Here is a 17,968-nt window from a genome sequence, read left to right on the forward strand (position 1 = left end):
AACTGAATATGAACTTCCAAATCTATGGCTCTCCACTTTCTTGTTCATATTAAGTTCATAAAGGAGGAGTATACTAAAAACACTTGAATATTTCTTAAAAATGGAAAACAATTATCACTCTGAAAAAGGATTGAATGTCATGACAAAGATTTTAATGGTAGATGATGACCCTCATATTCGTAAATTAGTTCATGTCATCTTATCCGAGGAAGGTTTCTCCATTCTCGAGGCGCAGGATGGGAAGGAGGCATTAACCTTGCTTGATATTGAGAAAGTCGATCTCATTATTCTTGATATCATGATGCCAAACATGGATGGCTGGGACCTTTGCGAGGCAATTAGAGCCTATTATTCTGATTCTCTCCCTATCTTGATGCTGACGGCAAGGGGCGAAACAGCCCAAAAAGTAAAAGGCTTTGATCTTGGAGCTGACGACTATTTGGTTAAACCATTTCATCCAGCCGAATTGATTGCAAGAATAAAGGCATTACTCAAACGTTACCAGATCATCCTTTCAAATAAGGTGAATATCGGAAATGTGGAACTTGATCGCTCTACCTATCAAGTGTTTAATGGCACGAATGAAATGACCTTACCGCTTAAGGAATTTGAACTTTTGTATAAGTTTGCAGCATATCCTGGCAAAACCTTTTCAAGGGAACAGTTAATTGAAGATATTTGGGGTTATGATTATGAAGGGGACGAGCGAACTGTCGACGTTCACATTAAACGTCTTCGGCAGCGTTTCTCAGATGGGAACTGCTCTTTTAAAATTACTACGATTCGCGGTCTTGGTTATCGTTTAGAGGCAAAAAAATGAAAATCATCAAGTTCTTAAAAAAAAGCGGTGAGGTTGCAGCCATTTTACTCCTGTTGTTTATATGCTGGACGGCCGCTTTTTTCATCACTCCGTGGTTTCTAGATGTTTTTTCAAGAAATAGTTTATCCTCATATATGGGGCAGATTATCAATTCATTTTTTGGATTTTTCCTGTTTGGCCTAATCATATATGGCATTTCTAAAATTAGATTTTTTCAGGAAAAGCAGAGCCTCTTTTTACGTCCCATGATTGATGCGATAAAAAAGATGGATCAAGGGAACTTTAATATTGATCTTTCTTTCTACAAGGAAGAGTTTGGAAATCGAAATCATCCTTTTAATGAAATAGCAGAAAGTATTAGCCATATGGCAAAAGAGCTCGGAGAGATGGAACAAATGCGCCAAGAGTTCATCTCCAATGTTTCCCATGAAATTCAATCACCTTTAACATCCATTTCCGGTTTTGCTCATGCCTTAAAAAATGAAAATTTATCTAAGGAGGAACATTCACAGTACCTGCATATTATTGAAGTCGAAAGCATGCGTCTTTCAAAACTAAGCGAAAATCTGTTAAAGCTGACCTCATTAGAGTCCGACCATCCACCATTTGAGCCAAAAACATATCGTCTAGACCAGCAATTACGGAGAGTAATCCTTTCGATTGAACCACAATGGAGAAATAAGGACCTTGAAATGGAAGTTTCTCTAAATAAGCTGACTATTAATGCTGACGAGGACTTGATGGATCAAGTCTGGATTAATTTAATCCATAATAGTATTAAATTTACACCGATGAATGGGAAAATTACAGTGAAATTAGAAAAACAAGAAACGGGTAGGATAGCGGTGATCATTAAAGACACGGGAATTGGGATGACGAAAGAAGTTCAAATGCATATTTTTGAGCGATTCTATAAGGCTGATCCAGCAAGGAGCCGATCCAATGGCGGCAGTGGATTAGGACTTTCAATTGTAAAGAAAATTATTGAAATGCATAAAGGTCATATACAGGTAGAAAGTTCACCTAAAGAAGGTACCGAAATAATAGTAGTATTGCCAATTGCTCTATAACAACCGATTGATACGAAAAGGATATCGTTTAATGAAACTCGGTATCCTTTTCGTTTTTTTGCTTTCGTCTTCATTCATTCCTTTTAAACAATAGCCAAATACTAAAAACAAATGGCTAAAGGTAAAAAACTCATTTACTTATGATCGGTTCACCGTAACGTATCTAATGAGAGTTCTATTCAAATCTTTATTTGATAAAACAATGGGTAGGGAATTAAGCTCATATTGTTTCTTCCTTGCTGGTATTTTTCTTACTACCGGTATCCCATCCAATTACCTCATTGTGAAGTTCAAGTTCATTTTTTTTCGTTGCAGTAATGTCCCCTGCCGCTTTATTTTAAGCAGAAACATATGCTTTCTTATTTTTAGTATAGTACTATACTAAAAATAGGCGAAATATAATCACTTGGAAAGGAACTTAAGATGAATCCATCATTAGAAATGCTAATCCATATTTTTGAACGGGCGGCACTACTATTAATTTGCTTGTTTTTTTTAACAAGGGTTCCCAGGTTTAAAGAATCTCTCCATAGAGAACAGCACACGCTTTCGGAGAGAATTATCATTACTCTTATCTTTTGTTTATTTGCCGTTTTTGGAACCTATTCCGGAATCAAAGTAGAAGGTTCTTTAGTCAATGTAAGAATTATCGCTGTCATGTCCGGGGGCATATTATTCGGGCCTTGGGTAGGGATCATTACCGGAATTGTTTCAGGTGTGCATCGTTATTTAATTGATATCGATGGAGTAACATCTGTTCCATGCCTGATAACAAGCATTATTGCCGGGATAGCATCCGGGCTTATTAACATTAAAGTAAAAAAATCACAGCGTTGGATTTACGGGATTGCCGCAGGTATGAGCTGCGAAGTCCTTACCATGCTATTGATACTTGCTATGGCAGAACCCTTTAAACTTGGCCTGGATATTGTATCAAAAATTGGCTTTCCAATGATTGTAGGCGAAGTCAATGTCGGCTTGATTGTTTTATTGGTAATGAGTGTGGAGGATGAGAAGGAAATGATTGCTGCTAAACAAGCAAAGTTAGCCTTGGACATTGCCAATAAAACATTGCCTTATTTTCGTTCGATCAATACAGAATCGTTGAAAAAAATTTGCATAATCATCAAGGATCAAATTAATGCCGATGCAGTGGCCATAACCGATACAAAAATTGTTCTCGCTTATGTCGGCTTTGGTGAGGAACGGTATAACATCGGACAAGAAATCATCAGCGATCTAACGAAAGCAGCGATCCGCAGCGGTGAAATCACAATTAGAAATCGTGTGTCTGATCAACCAACTCCTGAAATTCAGTCCCTGCTCATCATGCCGTTTGAAGAGCGAGGGGAAGTCACGGGAACTCTCAAAATTTATTATCGCAAAGCCTCTAAAATGACCTATCCTTTGCAAACGATGGCAATTGGTTTATCACAAATTATTTCCACCCTAATGGAGATATCCCGTGTCGAACAGATTAAGGAGGCGGCCAACAAAGCAGAACTAAAGGCACTGCAAACAAAAATTAACCCGCATTTTCTTTTCAATGCCCTGAATGCCATTGCGTCAACAACTCGGCGCAATCCAGAAAAGGCCCGCGAGTTGATTATTACTTTATCAAGCTATATGCGGTACAATCTGGAGCTAAGCGATGAATTTATCGATATTCATGACGAATTACAACAGGTACATGATTATGTTGAAATTGAAAAGGCTCGTTTTGGCTCTAAACTTCAGGTGGAATATGATATTGAAAAGGTAAAATTAAAACTTCCAAGTCTGCTTATTCAGCCGCTGGTCGAAAATGCAATTATTCATGGCATACTAAAAACAAAGGGTCCTGGTACTGTCACAATTGCTGTGAATGACCTAGGTGATAAGGTCCGGGTTAGCGTGAAGGACACGGGAGCTGGGATATCAGATGAAGTGATAGAGAATTTGTACCGTGATGATGTTCCTGCAAAGCAAATTGGATTATATAATGTACATCAGCGTGTAAGATTGATTTATGGCAAAGGACTAATCATCAAAAGGTTATCTCCGGGTACTGAAGTTTATTTCGATATTGAGAGGAGAAAAGATGAAAGCGATCATTGTTGAGGATGAATTTCCCGCACAAGAAGAATTAAAATATTTGATTGAGACACATAGTAGCATTCAAGTAACTAATTGCTTTGAAGATGGATTAGATGTCCTAAAATTTTTACAAGAAAATGATACAGATGCTATTTTTCTTGATATCAACATTCCATCCCTTGATGGGATGCTGCTGGCTGGAAACATAAGTAAGTTTGCAAAAAAACCCTATATTATTTTTACAACAGCATACAAAGAGCATGCAGCTCAGGCATTTGCACTTGAGGCCTTTGATTACATTCTCAAGCCCTATGATGAGAAGCGGATTGCTGCCATGTTGCATAAGCTCGAAGCTACTTTTTTACGTGATCTAAATCAAACAGATAAAGAAAAGGAGTTATCTTTCCAAAAAGGTGACTCAATCAAAGGCCTGGGAACCGATGTCCGAGTAAACTTACGAAAAAACGATAAAATAATTGTCACAGATGTGAATGATATTTATTACGCGATGGCGAGCGAAAAGGTAACACTGGTCTATACATTGCATGAAGAATATACGATGCCAATGAGCATATCAGAGTTCCATTCTACTTTGCCCCAGAATCTTTTTTTTCGCTGCCATCGCTCTTATACTGTGAATTTATCCAAGATCAGTGAAATTGTCCCTTGGTTTAACCAAACCTATGTGATTAATCTTAAATCCTTTAATGCTGAGATTCCTGTAAGCCGAAGCAAAGTAAAAGAGTTCCGACAAATTATGCGATTTTAACTGCAATTCATTCCATTCTTTAAGCATTTGGTTCTGAATGCGGTTCCATAACTTTTTTTAATGTTATGATCTTCTTATAAACGCAATCTACCAAGAGGCCTACATTGGTCTCGTAAGTTAGAAGGGAAGATTTAACATGAATTCACAAACAAGTAATCGCTGGTTGATTGTTCTGGGAACTATTATTGTTCAAATGGGGTTAGGCTCTATTTACACATGGAGCTTATTTAACCAACCATTGGTTGACCACTTTGGCTGGCAATTGAACTCGGTAGCCATTACTTTTTCAATAACAAGCTTTGCTTTAGCTTTTTCAACATTATTTGCCGGCAAACTCCAGGATCACTGGGGCATTCGCCGCTTAATCGTAACTGCAGGCATTGTTTTAGGCGCAGGATTAATCATTAGCTCACAAGTCTCAGCATTATGGATGCTTTACATCATGGCTGGTGTTGTGGTTGGATTTGCCGATGGTTCTGCTTACATCACATCATTGTCAAATCTTATTAAGTGGTTTCCGGAGAAAAAAGGGCTTATTTCCGGAATTTCTGTCGGTGCTTATGGAACAGGCAGTTTGCTGTTCAAATACATTAACGGAGCACTAATTCAAAACGTTGGCGTATCTCATACGTTTTTATACTGGGGCATAATCGTGATGATTCTGGTTATAGGCGGTTCATTCTTAGTTCGCGAGGCACAGGTAACAAGTCAGTCCCAGTCCGTTAAAGGGGTACAGGCTAATGACTATACAGTCAAAGAAATGCTTAAAACCAAGGAAGCTTACTTATTGTTTATTATGTTTTTTACTGCATGTATGAGCGGTTTATATCTAATCGGAATTGTAAAAGATATCGGTGTAAGTTTAGCTGGTTTGGATGTGACAACAGCTGCCAATGCCGTAGCATTAGTAGCAATTTTCAATACAATTGGCCGCATTATCCTTGGAGCATTATCTGATAGAGTTGGCCGTTTAAAAGTGGTAGCGGGCGCTTTGTTGATGACCGCAATAGCAGTATCTGTTTTAAGCTTTGTCAAACTAAATTATGGATTGTTCTTTGCGTGTGTTGCAGGAATTGCTTTCTGTTTCGGTGGAAATATAACCATCTTCCCAGCAATTGTTGCTGATTTCTTTGGCTTAAAAAACCAAAGTAAAAACTATGGGATTGTTTATCAAGGGTTTGGGATTGGTGCATTGTCTGGATCATTTATTGCCGCAGCACTTGGCGGCTTTGCTTCTACTTTCACATTCATTGCAGTGTTGAGTATAATCTCAGTAATCATTGCTCTGTTTATAAAGGCACCGGGTCAAAGAGCTGCTTTGAAAAAAGAAAAAAGAAACGAAAAAATTCAAGCCGCATGATTTCGGCTACAAAGATTGGTTAATCTCTGCAAATGGCCTTCACAATTCACTGTATCAGACTAATAATGTACTAAAAGGTATCTCTAAAATAGAGGTACCTTTTATTCACAAAAACCTCATTTACTTATGATACGGTTCATTCCGGTTAATCCGAAATGCCCGGTACACCTGCTCCAGCAAAATCAGCCTCATCAGCTGATGGGGAAACGTCATCTTTGAAAAAGATAATGTATCATTTGCACGGTTCATTACATCCTTGCTTAGACCTAATGAACCGCCAATAATAAATGCAATTTTACTCTTTCCGTATGTAGCAAGACGATCTAAATCCTTAGCTAATTCCTCGGATGATTTCATTTTTCCTTCAATAGCTAAAGCAATAACATGTGTATCCTCACTGATTTTTTCAAGAATACGGATTCCTTCCTTTTCTTTAACCATCAGCATCTCTGCGTCACTTAAATTTTCGGGAGCTTTTTCATCTGACAACTCCATAATTTCTACCTTGGCATAGGAGGATAGGCGCTTTAGGTACTCGTCAATTCCTTGTTTTAAATATTTTTCCTTTAATTTACCGATTGATATAATTGAGATATTCACAAAAACCCCTACCTTACACATATCTTATCCACAAAAGTTATCAACATATCCACATAATTCATCCACAGGTTCTCTTACTCAATTTCGCTTGAAACAATATATTTCGCATCATGTTGACAATATTCACAGGGCTTTTTTTCATCTCCGCTGTTGATAACATTGTGGATAACTGGTGCTACCTCGAACTCATCTACAATAATATCTAGCGCTAGCTCTACATGTTCCTGACAGCATGCAATGTCCATTTTCTCACCTCACTTATCCACAGGATATAATCATAGAAAAAAGCAGATAGAGCTCTAGGAGCTATACTCATACTCCTTAAAACACATAAAGAAAACTCGCCGATTGGCGAGCCATGCCCTTGGGCGAAGACAGAGGCGTAGTTGCACTTATACTTTATTCCTAAAATTCCTAACTACGTCGAACTGTCTTCCTGCTAGAAATTTATACTTTCTTAAAGTGCGAGAAAACAGGAGAGAGAGACCTCCCCTGTTTTAATAATTTTCTTCAGCAAGCTTTACTGTTGCCGTTTTTTGTTCACTACCTCGATAGAAGACAATCTTCATTGTATCATTTATTTTCTTACTATACAGGATTGTACGAAATTCAATGATATCATGTACTGGTTTACCATCAACTTCAACAATAACATCATATTCATGCATTCCTTCTCTTGAGGCAGGAGATGGACTTTTCACATCTAGCACACATACCCCCGATGTTACATTGGTCGGCAGCTGTAATGTTTTTTCCCAGTAATAAGTAGGAATCTCATTAAGTGAACGAAGCTCCACACCTAGGTATGGACGTTTTACCTTACCTGTCTTTTCAAGTTCTTGAATAATAGGAACCGCCCTTGAAATCGGAATAGCAAGGCCGATGCCTTCAACTGCCTCCGTAGCAATTTTCATTGAGTTAATGCCGATCAGCTTTCCATCTACATTTACAAGCGCACCGCCGCTGTTTCCAGGATTGATTGCAGCATCAGTTTGCAGTACCTCAACCTGCCAATCATAATGGCCATCATTATCCAGATCCACAGGCAAGATACGTTCAGTTGCTGAAATAATACCTTGTGTAACCGTACCGGAAAATTCTAAGCCTAGTGGATTTCCAATCGCAATAGCAGGTTCACCGCGCTGCACCTTAGTAGAGTCTCCAATCTCAATGACCTTTGCTGCATATTTCTCATCCATTTGCAGCACAGCCAAATCCGTGACAACATCACTCCCTAAGATATCTGCTGGTACTTTTTTACCATCGCTTAGACTGATTTCAATTCGGTTCGCACCTTCTACAACATGATGGTTTGTGACCACATATGCCTTTCCATTCGCTTTTTTATAAATGACACCTGAACCGGTTCCTGCTTCAGCATCTTCCTCTGAAAAACTATCTCGTTGAATGTTAATTACTCCAACAACAGCTTCTGATGCTTTATCCACAGCACTGACAAAGCCGGAACGAATATCTTCTGTACTCGATGCGACGTTTTGTGTGAGCGGAGCTGTGTAGGACTTCACTTCACTTGTTTTTACTTGTACTTGTCCCTCGTTTCGAGGCGGATTGAGCCTTGAAAAGGTTGGGACCGCAAAAGCAAACAAGGTAGCACCTACAAGCGTGCCCGCTACACCTGAAATGACAACATTTCTGCTAAAACGTCCTGTCTTTCCTCTTCTTCGTTCCTTGCTTTCATATTCATGTTCATCAAAAAAAGACATATTTGCTCACCTATCCTTCCGAAAACATCCATGATTCCCTCTTATTGTTCGCTAAAAGAGAGAATTATACGTATTGAATTTTCGTTGGATTTTTAGGATCTGTGTCATGCAGCTGGAGAGCCCTCCCAATCTCAAATCCTTTTCCTTCAAGCACCTGAGAAACAGACAGCCGAGCCAGCTCTTTCATGTTATTATCCTGGCTTAGGTGAGCTAAATATATATGCTTTGTATTATCTGTAATCACTTCCGCCATTGCTAGAGCTGCATCCTCATTAGAAACATGACCTACATCACTCAGGATGCGCCTCTTTACACTCCACGGGTAACGACCCATTCGAAGCATTTCTACATCATGATTACTTTCAAATATAAAAGCATCTGCTCCTTTAATAATGCCTTTCATCCGATCACTTACATATCCTGTGTCTGTAATAAGGACCAGCTTTTTGCCAGCATGATGAAATACATAGAACATTGGCTCAGCTGCATCATGCGATACGCCAAAGGATTCTACGTCTATGTCTCCAAATGATTGAACAGCACCAACAGGAAAGACAAATTTCTGTTCAGTCGGTACTTCACCAATAAGATGCTCCATTGCCTTCCATGTTTTTTCATTTGCGTAAATTGGCAATTTATATTTTCGTGCCAGCACACCAAGCCCTTTAATATGGTCACTATGTTCATGCGTCACTAGAATTCCGGCAACTTCCTGTATATCAGCACCAACTTGTTTAAAGAGAGCCTCTGCTGCCTTTCCGCTCAACCCGGCATCTACTAAAAGCTTCTGCTTATCTGTTCCTGCATATAGCATATTTCCTGTACTTCCACTGGCAAGTACACTGAAACGTAAACTCATTTCACTTCACTCCATTGTGTGTTATCCTTGCCCATTCGAATAATTTGTCCTTCAATCGCATTTACGAAATAGTCATCTTTCCCATTCAACACAAAATGCCATGTTGGGGCAATAACCTGAAACCCGGAGGATGAAGGAATAACGACTGTATAATATCCTAATTCTACCTTTGTTACACGGCTTCCTGATTCAATCTCTCCCTTTAAATACAAGGTCTTTAAAGCTTTTGTTGCTGTAATAATCTCCTGAGCCTTACTCTCTCCACCCATTTCTTTTACATCTGTCAACATTGTTTGTGTATAGGACACAATCTCATTTTTTTCATTTATATCAGCAACAATTGCTGCATACTGGTTATGAAAAATGTTCTTTCCTTTGAATTGCTGAAAAAAATAAATCTTTTTCTCCTTCTCATCAAGCTTCCAGTATTTATACTTTGTTCCATCCAAAACAGAGTCGCGCAGGAACTCTTCGAAAAAATAACCTTTATCAGTTTTTGGAATTGCAATAGGATCCTTAAGGCTACTATGGATAGTTTTCGAATCTAACAGGACAACTGTTTGTCCTTTTAAAGAACGGGTTTCTTCCTCGTGAAATTCCCTGCTCTTTCCTGTAATATAAGCAGCCTGAGCAGGCTCCTTTGGCAAATCCACATGCGTAATTTTATTTGCCGCAAGCTGTTCTTCAATATTTTCTTCCACCATTATTTCTAGTTGGCTATTGTTGCGTTTTTGAATAAATTGAAAAAAGAGGAAGATATCTAGGATTAGGAATGTGATAATAAAAATGGTTTTGATCTTATTCCAATCCAACGAGTTCTCCCCCTTTCTCTGCATCCCATTCTATCTTCTTATAGGAATCACCATAGGAGATATACCAAATAGGATTAAGCTTCACTCCAATAACCTTTTCTCCATTCAGCCCTACATCAGGCTCTAGCTCATATCCAACTGCAATATTTTTAATCTCCTTCATACTATCTTTTGCATTTTGTTGTATAAAGGAAAGAATAGTTCTTCCTGAAGGCAGCTCTACTATCGTATCTTCCTCTTTTTTTACAAATAACCAAAATAGAGGACGCTTAAAGGAACGAATCTCGTTCAATCCCCAGCCGAGCTTTAAAGAAGACATGCCGTCTGTATTGAAAACAGGAAAACTATTATCAGCATGCAGACGAAATACAGTCTCCCCCTTCCCAGGTATCACATTGTATAAGCGATAGGAGTCTGTCCAGCCACCATGATTATTAATAAAGTCAATACTCTGTTGAACAAGCGGCGCACCTGTTAGAACTTCCTTCTGGGAAACAGATGAATTCTCATATTCAAGCATTTGCGTAGTATTAAAAATGCGAAGAAGACGGGTCCCATCCGTATACATTTCCCATGAGCTTGTTTTATCTTGTTTCACATAGCGCGGATCCGTGAACAAAATGTTTTGAAACATTTCTTCGTCAAGGTCACTTGTTACATAAAACATTTGCTTCATATTCACATTATCTTCTGGCAGAAATATCGCTCGCGTTTCATCTATAGCATACATAAAATATTCATCTGCTTGTCCAGCAAACTCATTGCTTGTATTAACTAAATCCTTCACTGCAATTCCCTTTAAGGTCGCGCTGTAAATCTTCCGGCTCTCATAAGAAACAAAAAAGGCTTGCACCTCATCCTTGCTATTTTCATTTGGATATAAGTTAATGAGCAATCGATCAAAAGTTTGTGGCTCCATATCCTTTTCTTGAATGGAAAAAAGGTTTTTGAACACTTCAAACGGAATCTCCGCTGGGAAGACAAATTCTACTCTATTTTTGGCGTGTACAAAAGAGAGAAATTGACTTTTAGGTATTTTATAAGAAACATCCTTAAAGTTGTCAAATTCCCCTTGCTCCAAAATTTTATAAGCCGGATTAATACGAAGAATTTGCTCGCTCGCATAATGCTCAAGCCCCTTATGCACAATCATTTGAGATGGAAAAATAATTGCTGATAAATCCTTTTTTGTCACAGAGGGAACATCCTGAATATATTTCTCGTTCTGTACCATACTTGAATCAGGCTGGTACGTCCACAGGTTATATGTCAGAAAGATACTGATCACCACTAAATTTAAAAGCAAAATGGTCTTAAAGTTCTCCATGCTCATTCCCAATCATCCTCTTGATCCCGTTCCATCGGAAGAGTGAAGTAAATGGTCGTTCCTTTCCCTTCCTCACTCTTTGCCCAGATTGCTCCGCCATGCGCCTGTACCATTTCCTTTGCAATTGCTAAGCCAAGTCCAGTACCCCCAAGCTGTCGGGACCTCGCTTTATCCACACGATAAAAGCGATCAAATATTTTATTCACATTATCTTTTGGAATTCCCATTCCCTGGTCACTTATACTCACTTCAAGCGCTTCTCCTCTATCACGAAGACGATATGTAACCGTGCCCCCCTCTGGAGAATACTTTAAAGCATTTGAAATGATGTTATACAAAACCTGCGTAATCTTATCCTCATCAATTTCAATAAATCGTGTCTTTTTGGAGAATGCCCGTTTAAAGGTGGCATTTTGCTCCTTTGACATCTCAAATCGTTCAATAATACGGTTGAAAAATTCGGTAAAATCTACCCATTCCTTCATAAGATGATATTCTGTGCTATCCATTTTAGAAAGGCGCAACAGGTCATTTACTAGCCGAATCATACGCTCAGTCTCATCCTGCGCGACAGAAAGAAACCTTGGAGCAATTTCAGCGTTTTGCCAAGCTCCTTCACTTAGAGCTTCCAAATAGCTCCTCATCGTAGTTAGCGGCGTGCGAAGCTCATGTGAGACATTTGCAACAAATTCTCTTCGCTCACGATCAATTCGTTCCTGTTCAGTTACATCATATAAAACTGCAATCAGGCCATTTGATTTTCCAGTTTCCTTTTGAATTACTGAAAAACTTGCCCGTAGAATATAATGCTCATCTCTTGTACTATAATCTAAAATAACAGAGTCTGGTTCCTCATATAGATTATCAAGTGTATATTCCTCTTCAATGCCGAGTATCTTAGTAATCGGCTGATCAAGCGCTGTTTCACGTGAAACATTCAATAACTTCTCAGCTGGATCGTTCAGCAGGATGATATATCCTTTTCTATCTGTAGCAATTACTCCATCAGTCATATGCGACAACACAGATATTAATTTGCGTCGTTCACTTTCTGTTGAAGCCCGTGCTTGCCGCAGTTTTTTAGAAAGATTGTTAAAAGCCAATGCAAGCTGTCCAATTTCGTCGTAGCCGTACACCTTTACCTTACGTGAGTAGTTTCCCTTTGCCATTTCTACAGCTTGCCTTCGCATCTCAGAAATAGGACGGGTAATGGTTTGGGCAAGAAGAATACCTAGCACTGCGGTTACTAGAAGCGCAATCACCGTTCCTGTTGCAAAAATTTGATTGATTTGCCGCATCTGTCCATATACATCTTCCATAGAAGCCATTGTGTAAATAACAGCAACTGTTTTTCCATTTTCTTTTACCGGAACTGTGGTAATTTGCATGCGCTTTCCATCAGAAGGTTGGATCTCCATCTTTTTATCAGACGCACCCGATAAGAGAGTTCGTTTGACAAGGATATCTGTCGTTTTCTTTCCAACAATCCCTTGATTGTATTGATCTGATGTAGCAAGTACAATACTACTTTCATTAATTACCTGAACTTCCCGAATGTCATCCCTTGAACTAGAAGCAAAATCCTGCAGCAAACTTTTTATGTCCGTTGTCGTTGTATCCGTCTTTTCACGTTTCTTTACTAGCTCTTGCTGCACATTATATGCCAACAGGTCCGTACGCTTCGCTAATGAATCTTGAAAATTTGTTAAAAGCTTCTGCTCTAATTCATTTACAAAGTACACACCAATAACTTGTGTAGCAAGCAGGATGAGAAGCATATAAATTAAAACAAATTTCAAATGAATTGATTGAAAAAATCCAACTTTTTTCATGAATTACTCCTGTTCCGGGTCACGGAGATAATAGCCGACTCCTCTTCTTGTCACAATTAAAGTAGGATGACTTGGATTATCCTCAACCTTTTCACGCAAACGACGTACCGTGACATCCACTGTACGCACGTCACCAAAATAATCATATCCCCATACGGTTTGCAACAGGTGTTCACGCGTCATAACTTGTCCTAGATGCTTTGCTAAGTAATGAAGCAGCTCAAATTCCCTGTGTGTCAGTTCAATATTTTCCTCTCGCTTCATCACACTGTATGCATTTGAATTAATTACAATTGGTCCAACTGTAACCTCTATATTTTCTTCCTTCTCGTTTCCACCGCCTTGTTGGTGGCGTCGAAGATTGGCTTTGACACGTGCCAGTAATTCCCGTGTGCTAAACGGCTTAGTCACATAATCATCTGCTCCCAGTTCTAAACCAAGCACTTTATCAATTTCAGAATTTTTCGCAGTCAACATGATAATTGGCATTTCGAAGTTCTTTCGTACTTCACGGCAAACTTCTAATCCATCCTTTCCGGGAAGCATAATGTCCAACAATATCATATCTGGTTGTTCAGACTGTACCTTTTCAATTGCCTCTTCTCCATCATGAGCTAACACGATTTCAAATCCTTCTTTTTCCAGATTGAACTTTAAAATATCAGCAATTGGTTTTTCATCATCCACTACTAAAATCTTTTTTCCCATCATATTGCTTTATCCCTCCCAGACGCTATTTTTACACAAAAGCCTCTAGCTATTACTGCTAGAGGCTCATCTATTATCTATTGTAAAAGAATTATCTTTGTTTGTAAAACTGAAGTAGCTTCATCCCAAAGGGAGCAAACACATCATTTCCTCTAGAAATTCATGTACATGAATATACCTTGTCAAATGTTCCATACCTTCTAAGGAAAACCCATCGACTGGCGAGCCCCACTCTTGGGCGAGGACAGAGACATAGTTGCACTTACACTTTGCTTCTAAAATTTCCTGCTACGTAGAATTCACTTCTAGCTGGAAACTTACACATTCTTAAAGAGCAAAAAATGAAAGGACATCAAGCTTTATCTACTTAATGTCCTTGAAGTGGCTCGGGACGGAATCGAACCGCCGACACGAGGATTTTCAGTCCTCTGCTCTACCGACTGAGCTACCGAGCCAAAATATCTATGTAAAACCGTAATACGGTGAAACAAGAATGGCGGTCCCGACGGGGATCGAACCCGCGATCTCCTGCGTGACAGGCAGGCATGTTAACCGCTACACCACGGAACCATGAATACATATTAAAAAAGTGACCCGTACGGGATTCGAACCCGTGTTACCGCCGTGAAAGGGCGGTGTCTTAACCGCTTGACCAACGGGCCACATTAAAATGGTGAGCCATGAAGGACTCGAACCTTCGACCCTCTGATTAAAAGTCAGATGCTCTACCGACTGAGCTAATGGCTCTTATTGTGAAAAGATACTAATTTTTTAACGACAAGATATATCTTATCATATTTCTTAAATAGAAATCAAGTGTTTTTTCATTTTTTAAACTGGCTGATTGTCAGGCCCCAAATTTTTGCGAAAACAGAGGCGTAGTTGCACTTACACTTTGTTTCTAAAATTTCCTGCCATGTCGAATTCACTTCTAGTTAGAAATGTATCCCTTTTTATAAGTGTCAAAAGGAAAGAACCCAGAAGAGTGGGGTTCTTTCCCTGACTAAATATACAACATTTTTCGACAATATTCAATGTTTTTCTGTAATCCTTATACTCCGTACACGTTTCGAATTACATTTGTTTGGCTGCGGTCTGGACCTACAGAAAATACAGATAAAGGAATTCCTGTTAATTGAGATACACGCTCTACATAATGTCTCGCATTTTCTGGAAGTTCATTTAATGTTTTTACACCTGTAATGTCTTCTGTCCAACCTGGCAGCTCTTCGTAGACAGGCTCACATTCGCCAAGAATCTTTAAGCTGGCTGGGAATTCATGAACCACTTCGCCTTTATACTTATAAGCAACACAAATTTTTAGTGTTGGAATTCCTGTTAATACGTCAATCGAATTTAGGGATAAATCTGTAATTCCGCTTACACGGCGTGCATGGCGAACAACTACACTGTCAAACCAACCTACGCGGCGCGGGCGGCCTGTTGTTGTACCGTACTCACGGCCCACCTCACGAATTTGGTTTCCAATTTCATCGTGCAGCTCAGTTGGGAATGGACCATCACCTACACGTGTTGTATATGCCTTACACACACCTACTACACGCTTAATTTTAGAAGGACCTACACCAGATCCAATTGTTACACCGCCTGCAGCTGGGTTGGAGGATGTAACGAACGGATACGTACCTTGGTCGATATCAAGCATAACGCCTTGTGCTCCTTCAAATAATACGCGACGACCTTCATCAAGTGCATCGTTCAATACAACTGATGTATCACAAACATATTTTTTAATTTGCTGACCATACTCAAAATACTCTTCAAAAATGTCTTCAATTTTGAACCCTTCTGCATCGTACATTTTTTCGAATAAGCGATTCTTTTCAGCTAAATTGCGCTCTAGCTTTGTATAAAATTCTTCGCGGTCCAGAAGATCTGCGATACGAATCCCAATCCGCGCAGCTTTATCCATATAAGCCGGTCCGATCCCTTTTTTTGTCGTTCCGATTTTATTATCTCCCTTACGCTCTTCTTCAAGCTCATCCTGCTTCAAGTGATATGGCAGAATTACATGGGCACGGTTGCTGATGCGCAGATTGTCCGTACTCACTTCGTGACCGTGTAAATATGCAAGCTCTTCTACCAATGCCTTCGGATCTACTACCATACCGTTTCCGATTACACAAATTTTTTCTTTATAAAAAATACCAGATGGAATTAAATGAAGTTTATAACGCTCTCCATCAAACACGATTGTATGACCTGCATTATTTCCACCTTGGTAACGTGCAACTACCTCTGCATGCTGAGAGAGAAAATCGGTAATTTTCCCTTTTCCTTCGTCTCCCCATTGCGTTCCTACCACTACTACTGAAGACATTCAAAGCACCTCCACAATTTTAAAACGAACTCAAACAATATCATTTTACCAAAATGATGAAAGAAGTCAACGAAAAAACGAACATTTTAATTTTTGACATTAACCTTCGTTCGTAAGATACCTTGTTATTTTAAAGAAAATTTGCTGACTGGCGAGCCGTTAGAAGAAAACAGAGGTGCAGTTGCCCTTAGGCTGTATTCCTAAAGTTTCCTACTGCATCGAATCGGCTTCCAGTTAAAAATAACACTTTCTTACAGGGCAAAAAAAGAACACATCCTTATCATGCGATGTGTTCTTTTTTTTATGCTGGCGGTGCTGCACCTTCATCATATCGTCGGTCTAAATTCACAAACTTATTATATTCTTTTACAAAGGCAAGCTGCACTGTGCCAACAGGACCATTACGCTGCTTCGCAATAATAATTTCAATAGTATTTTTATTTTCTGTCTCACGCTCATAATAGTCTTCACGATATAAGAAGGCAACAATATCAGCATCCTGCTCGATACTTCCAGATTCCCGAATGTCAGACATCATCGGACGTTTGTCCTGACGCGATTCTACTCCACGTGATAGCTGTGATAAGGCAATAACAGGAACCTGCAGTTCCCTTGCGAGTGCCTTAAGGGATCTGGAAATTTCCGACACTTCCTGTTGACGATTTTCACCAGACTTTCCGCTTCCCTGGATAAGTTGGAGATAATCTATCAAAATCATGCCTAGACCATTTTCCTGTTTCAAACGGCGGCATTTTGCACGAATTTCACTTACACGAATTCCTGGCGTATCATCAATATAAATCCCGCCATTTGCTAAGCTTCCCATTGCCATTGTGAGCTTTGCCCAATCCTCAGCCGTTAATGCCCCTGTACGTAAACGCTGTGCATCAATATTTCCTTCTGCGCAAAGCATACGCATAACAAGCTGATCAGATCCCATCTCTAAACTAAAGATAGCTACATTTTCATCCGTTTTCGTCGCTACATTTTGCGCAATATTCAAAGCAAATGCTGTTTTACCTACAGAAGGACGGGCAGCGACGATGATTAAATCATTCCGCTGAAACCCAGCTGTCATTTTATCTAGCTCGATAAACCCTGTCGGAATACCTGTAATATCACCTTTACGATTATGCAGCGTTTCAATCTTATCATATGCCGCAACGAGAACATCCTTTATATTTTGGAACCCTTTTGTATTTTTGCGCTGGGATACCTCTAAGATTTTCCGTTCTGATTCATTTAATAAACCTTCTACATCATCTTCACGTGTGTAGCCATCTGTTGCAATGGTTGTAGCTGTTCGGATAAGGCGGCGCAAGATTGATTTCTCTTCTATAATCCTTGCGTAATACTCAACATTCGCCGCTGTAGGAACAGCATTTGCCAAGTCCGCTAAATAAGAAACACCGCCGACTTCCTCCAGCAGGTTTTGATCTGCAAGCTCGGCGGTTACTGTCACCAAATCAATTGGCTCCCCCTTATTGGAGAGAGCCAACATCATTTCAAATATTTTTTGGTGGGCTGCACGATAGAAATCCTCTGGTCTTAGCATTTCCGAAGCCGGTGTTAACGACTCTGGTTCTAAAAACACAGCTCCTAAAACAGCCTGTTCAGCTTCTATATTTTGCGGAGGGGTACGATCAGCAAATAAATCACTCATAGTTATC

General features: G+C 39.4%; 15 protein-coding genes and 4 tRNA genes. 5 read left to right on the forward strand and 14 right to left on the reverse strand.

The genetic code is table 11. The features are described from left to right. Positions 1–139 precede the first annotated feature (139 nt). The 5 genes from AAHB12_RS21435 (at position 140) to AAHB12_RS21455 (ending at position 6,095) form a co-directional block, all read left to right on the forward strand. The gene (locus AAHB12_RS21435; RefSeq protein WP_342046984.1) at positions 140–820 is read left to right on the forward strand and encodes a response regulator transcription factor; all 681 of its coding nucleotides are present in this window, start codon (positions 140–142) and stop codon (positions 818–820) included. Beyond that, positions 817–1,890, forward strand: a complete 1,074-nt coding sequence (locus AAHB12_RS21440) for a sensor histidine kinase (RefSeq protein ID WP_342046985.1) — start codon at positions 817–819, stop codon at positions 1,888–1,890. The genes AAHB12_RS21435 and AAHB12_RS21440 overlap by 4 nt, the downstream gene beginning before the upstream one ends. A 423-nt stretch (positions 1,891–2,313) precedes the next feature. Further along, positions 2,314–3,990 (forward strand): sensor histidine kinase, encoded by a 1,677-nt coding sequence (locus tag AAHB12_RS21445; protein ID WP_129728650.1) that lies wholly within the window; start codon positions 2,314–2,316, stop codon positions 3,988–3,990. Then, on the forward strand, positions 3,971–4,735 hold the full coding sequence (locus AAHB12_RS21450; protein ID WP_129728649.1) for a LytR/AlgR family response regulator transcription factor: 765 nt from the start codon (positions 3,971–3,973) through the stop codon (positions 4,733–4,735). The genes AAHB12_RS21445 and AAHB12_RS21450 overlap by 20 nt, the downstream gene beginning before the upstream one ends. Positions 4,736–4,871: 136 nt before the next feature. Beyond that, on the forward strand, positions 4,872–6,095 hold the full coding sequence (locus AAHB12_RS21455; protein WP_342046987.1) for an L-lactate MFS transporter: 1,224 nt from the start codon (positions 4,872–4,874) through the stop codon (positions 6,093–6,095). Positions 6,096–6,215: 120 nt separating this feature from the next. On the opposite strand, the gene rlmH is transcribed toward AAHB12_RS21455, so the two are convergent. The 14 genes from rlmH to dnaB form a co-directional block, all read right to left on the reverse strand. Next, entirely contained in the window at positions 6,216–6,695 is a 480-nt protein-coding gene (gene rlmH / locus AAHB12_RS21460; protein WP_129728647.1) for a 23S rRNA (pseudouridine(1915)-N(3))-methyltransferase RlmH, read from the reverse strand. A gap of 74 nt (positions 6,696–6,769) precedes the next feature. Continuing rightward, the gene (locus tag AAHB12_RS21465) at positions 6,770–6,940 is read right to left on the reverse strand and encodes a CxxH/CxxC protein (protein ID WP_129728646.1); all 171 of its coding nucleotides are present in this window, start codon (positions 6,938–6,940) and stop codon (positions 6,770–6,772) included. A 252-nt stretch (positions 6,941–7,192) separates the two neighbouring features. Next, positions 7,193–8,419, reverse strand: a complete 1,227-nt coding sequence (locus AAHB12_RS21470; RefSeq protein ID WP_129728645.1) for a S1C family serine protease — start codon at positions 8,417–8,419, stop codon at positions 7,193–7,195. 64 nt (positions 8,420–8,483) lie between these two features. After that, entirely contained in the window at positions 8,484–9,278 is a 795-nt protein-coding gene (locus AAHB12_RS21475; protein ID WP_129728644.1) for an MBL fold metallo-hydrolase, read from the reverse strand. Then, positions 9,275–10,090 (reverse strand): two-component system regulatory protein YycI, encoded by an 816-nt coding sequence (locus AAHB12_RS21480; protein WP_342046988.1) that lies wholly within the window; start codon positions 10,088–10,090, stop codon positions 9,275–9,277. Before AAHB12_RS21480 ends, AAHB12_RS21475 begins: the two co-directional genes overlap by 4 nt. Further along, positions 10,077–11,423, reverse strand: coding sequence for a YycH family regulatory protein (locus tag AAHB12_RS21485; protein ID WP_342046989.1), 1,347 nt, complete (start codon positions 11,421–11,423; stop codon positions 10,077–10,079). Before AAHB12_RS21485 ends, AAHB12_RS21480 begins: the two co-directional genes overlap by 14 nt. Continuing rightward, positions 11,420–13,249, reverse strand: coding sequence for a cell wall metabolism sensor histidine kinase WalK (gene walK / locus AAHB12_RS21490; protein ID WP_342046992.1), 1,830 nt, complete (start codon positions 13,247–13,249; stop codon positions 11,420–11,422). The genes AAHB12_RS21485 and walK overlap by 4 nt, the downstream gene beginning before the upstream one ends. Positions 13,250–13,252: 3 nt before the next feature. Beyond that, positions 13,253–13,957, reverse strand: coding sequence for a response regulator YycF (gene yycF / locus AAHB12_RS21495; protein WP_342047019.1), 705 nt, complete (start codon positions 13,955–13,957; stop codon positions 13,253–13,255). Between the two features lie 382 nt (positions 13,958–14,339). Beyond that, positions 14,340–14,412 (reverse strand) — tRNA-Phe (locus tag AAHB12_RS21500). 39 nt (positions 14,413–14,451) lie between these two features. Beyond that, a tRNA-Asp gene (locus AAHB12_RS21505) sits at positions 14,452–14,527 on the reverse strand. 20 nt (positions 14,528–14,547) lie between these two features. Beyond that, positions 14,548–14,619, reverse strand: a tRNA-Glu gene (locus AAHB12_RS21510). 9 nt (positions 14,620–14,628) lie between these two features. Then, a tRNA-Lys gene (locus AAHB12_RS21515) sits at positions 14,629–14,704 on the reverse strand. Positions 14,705–15,008: 304 nt separating this feature from the next. Next, a complete protein-coding gene (locus AAHB12_RS21520) occupies positions 15,009–16,298 on the reverse strand; it encodes an adenylosuccinate synthase (protein WP_342046993.1) in 1,290 nt (429 codons plus the stop codon). Positions 16,299–16,599: 301 nt separating this feature from the next. Next, a complete protein-coding gene (gene dnaB / locus AAHB12_RS21525) occupies positions 16,600–17,961 on the reverse strand; it encodes a replicative DNA helicase (RefSeq protein ID WP_342046995.1) in 1,362 nt (453 codons plus the stop codon). Positions 17,962–17,968 lie beyond the last annotated feature (7 nt).

The organism is Bacillus sp. OTU530, from assembly GCF_038440375.1.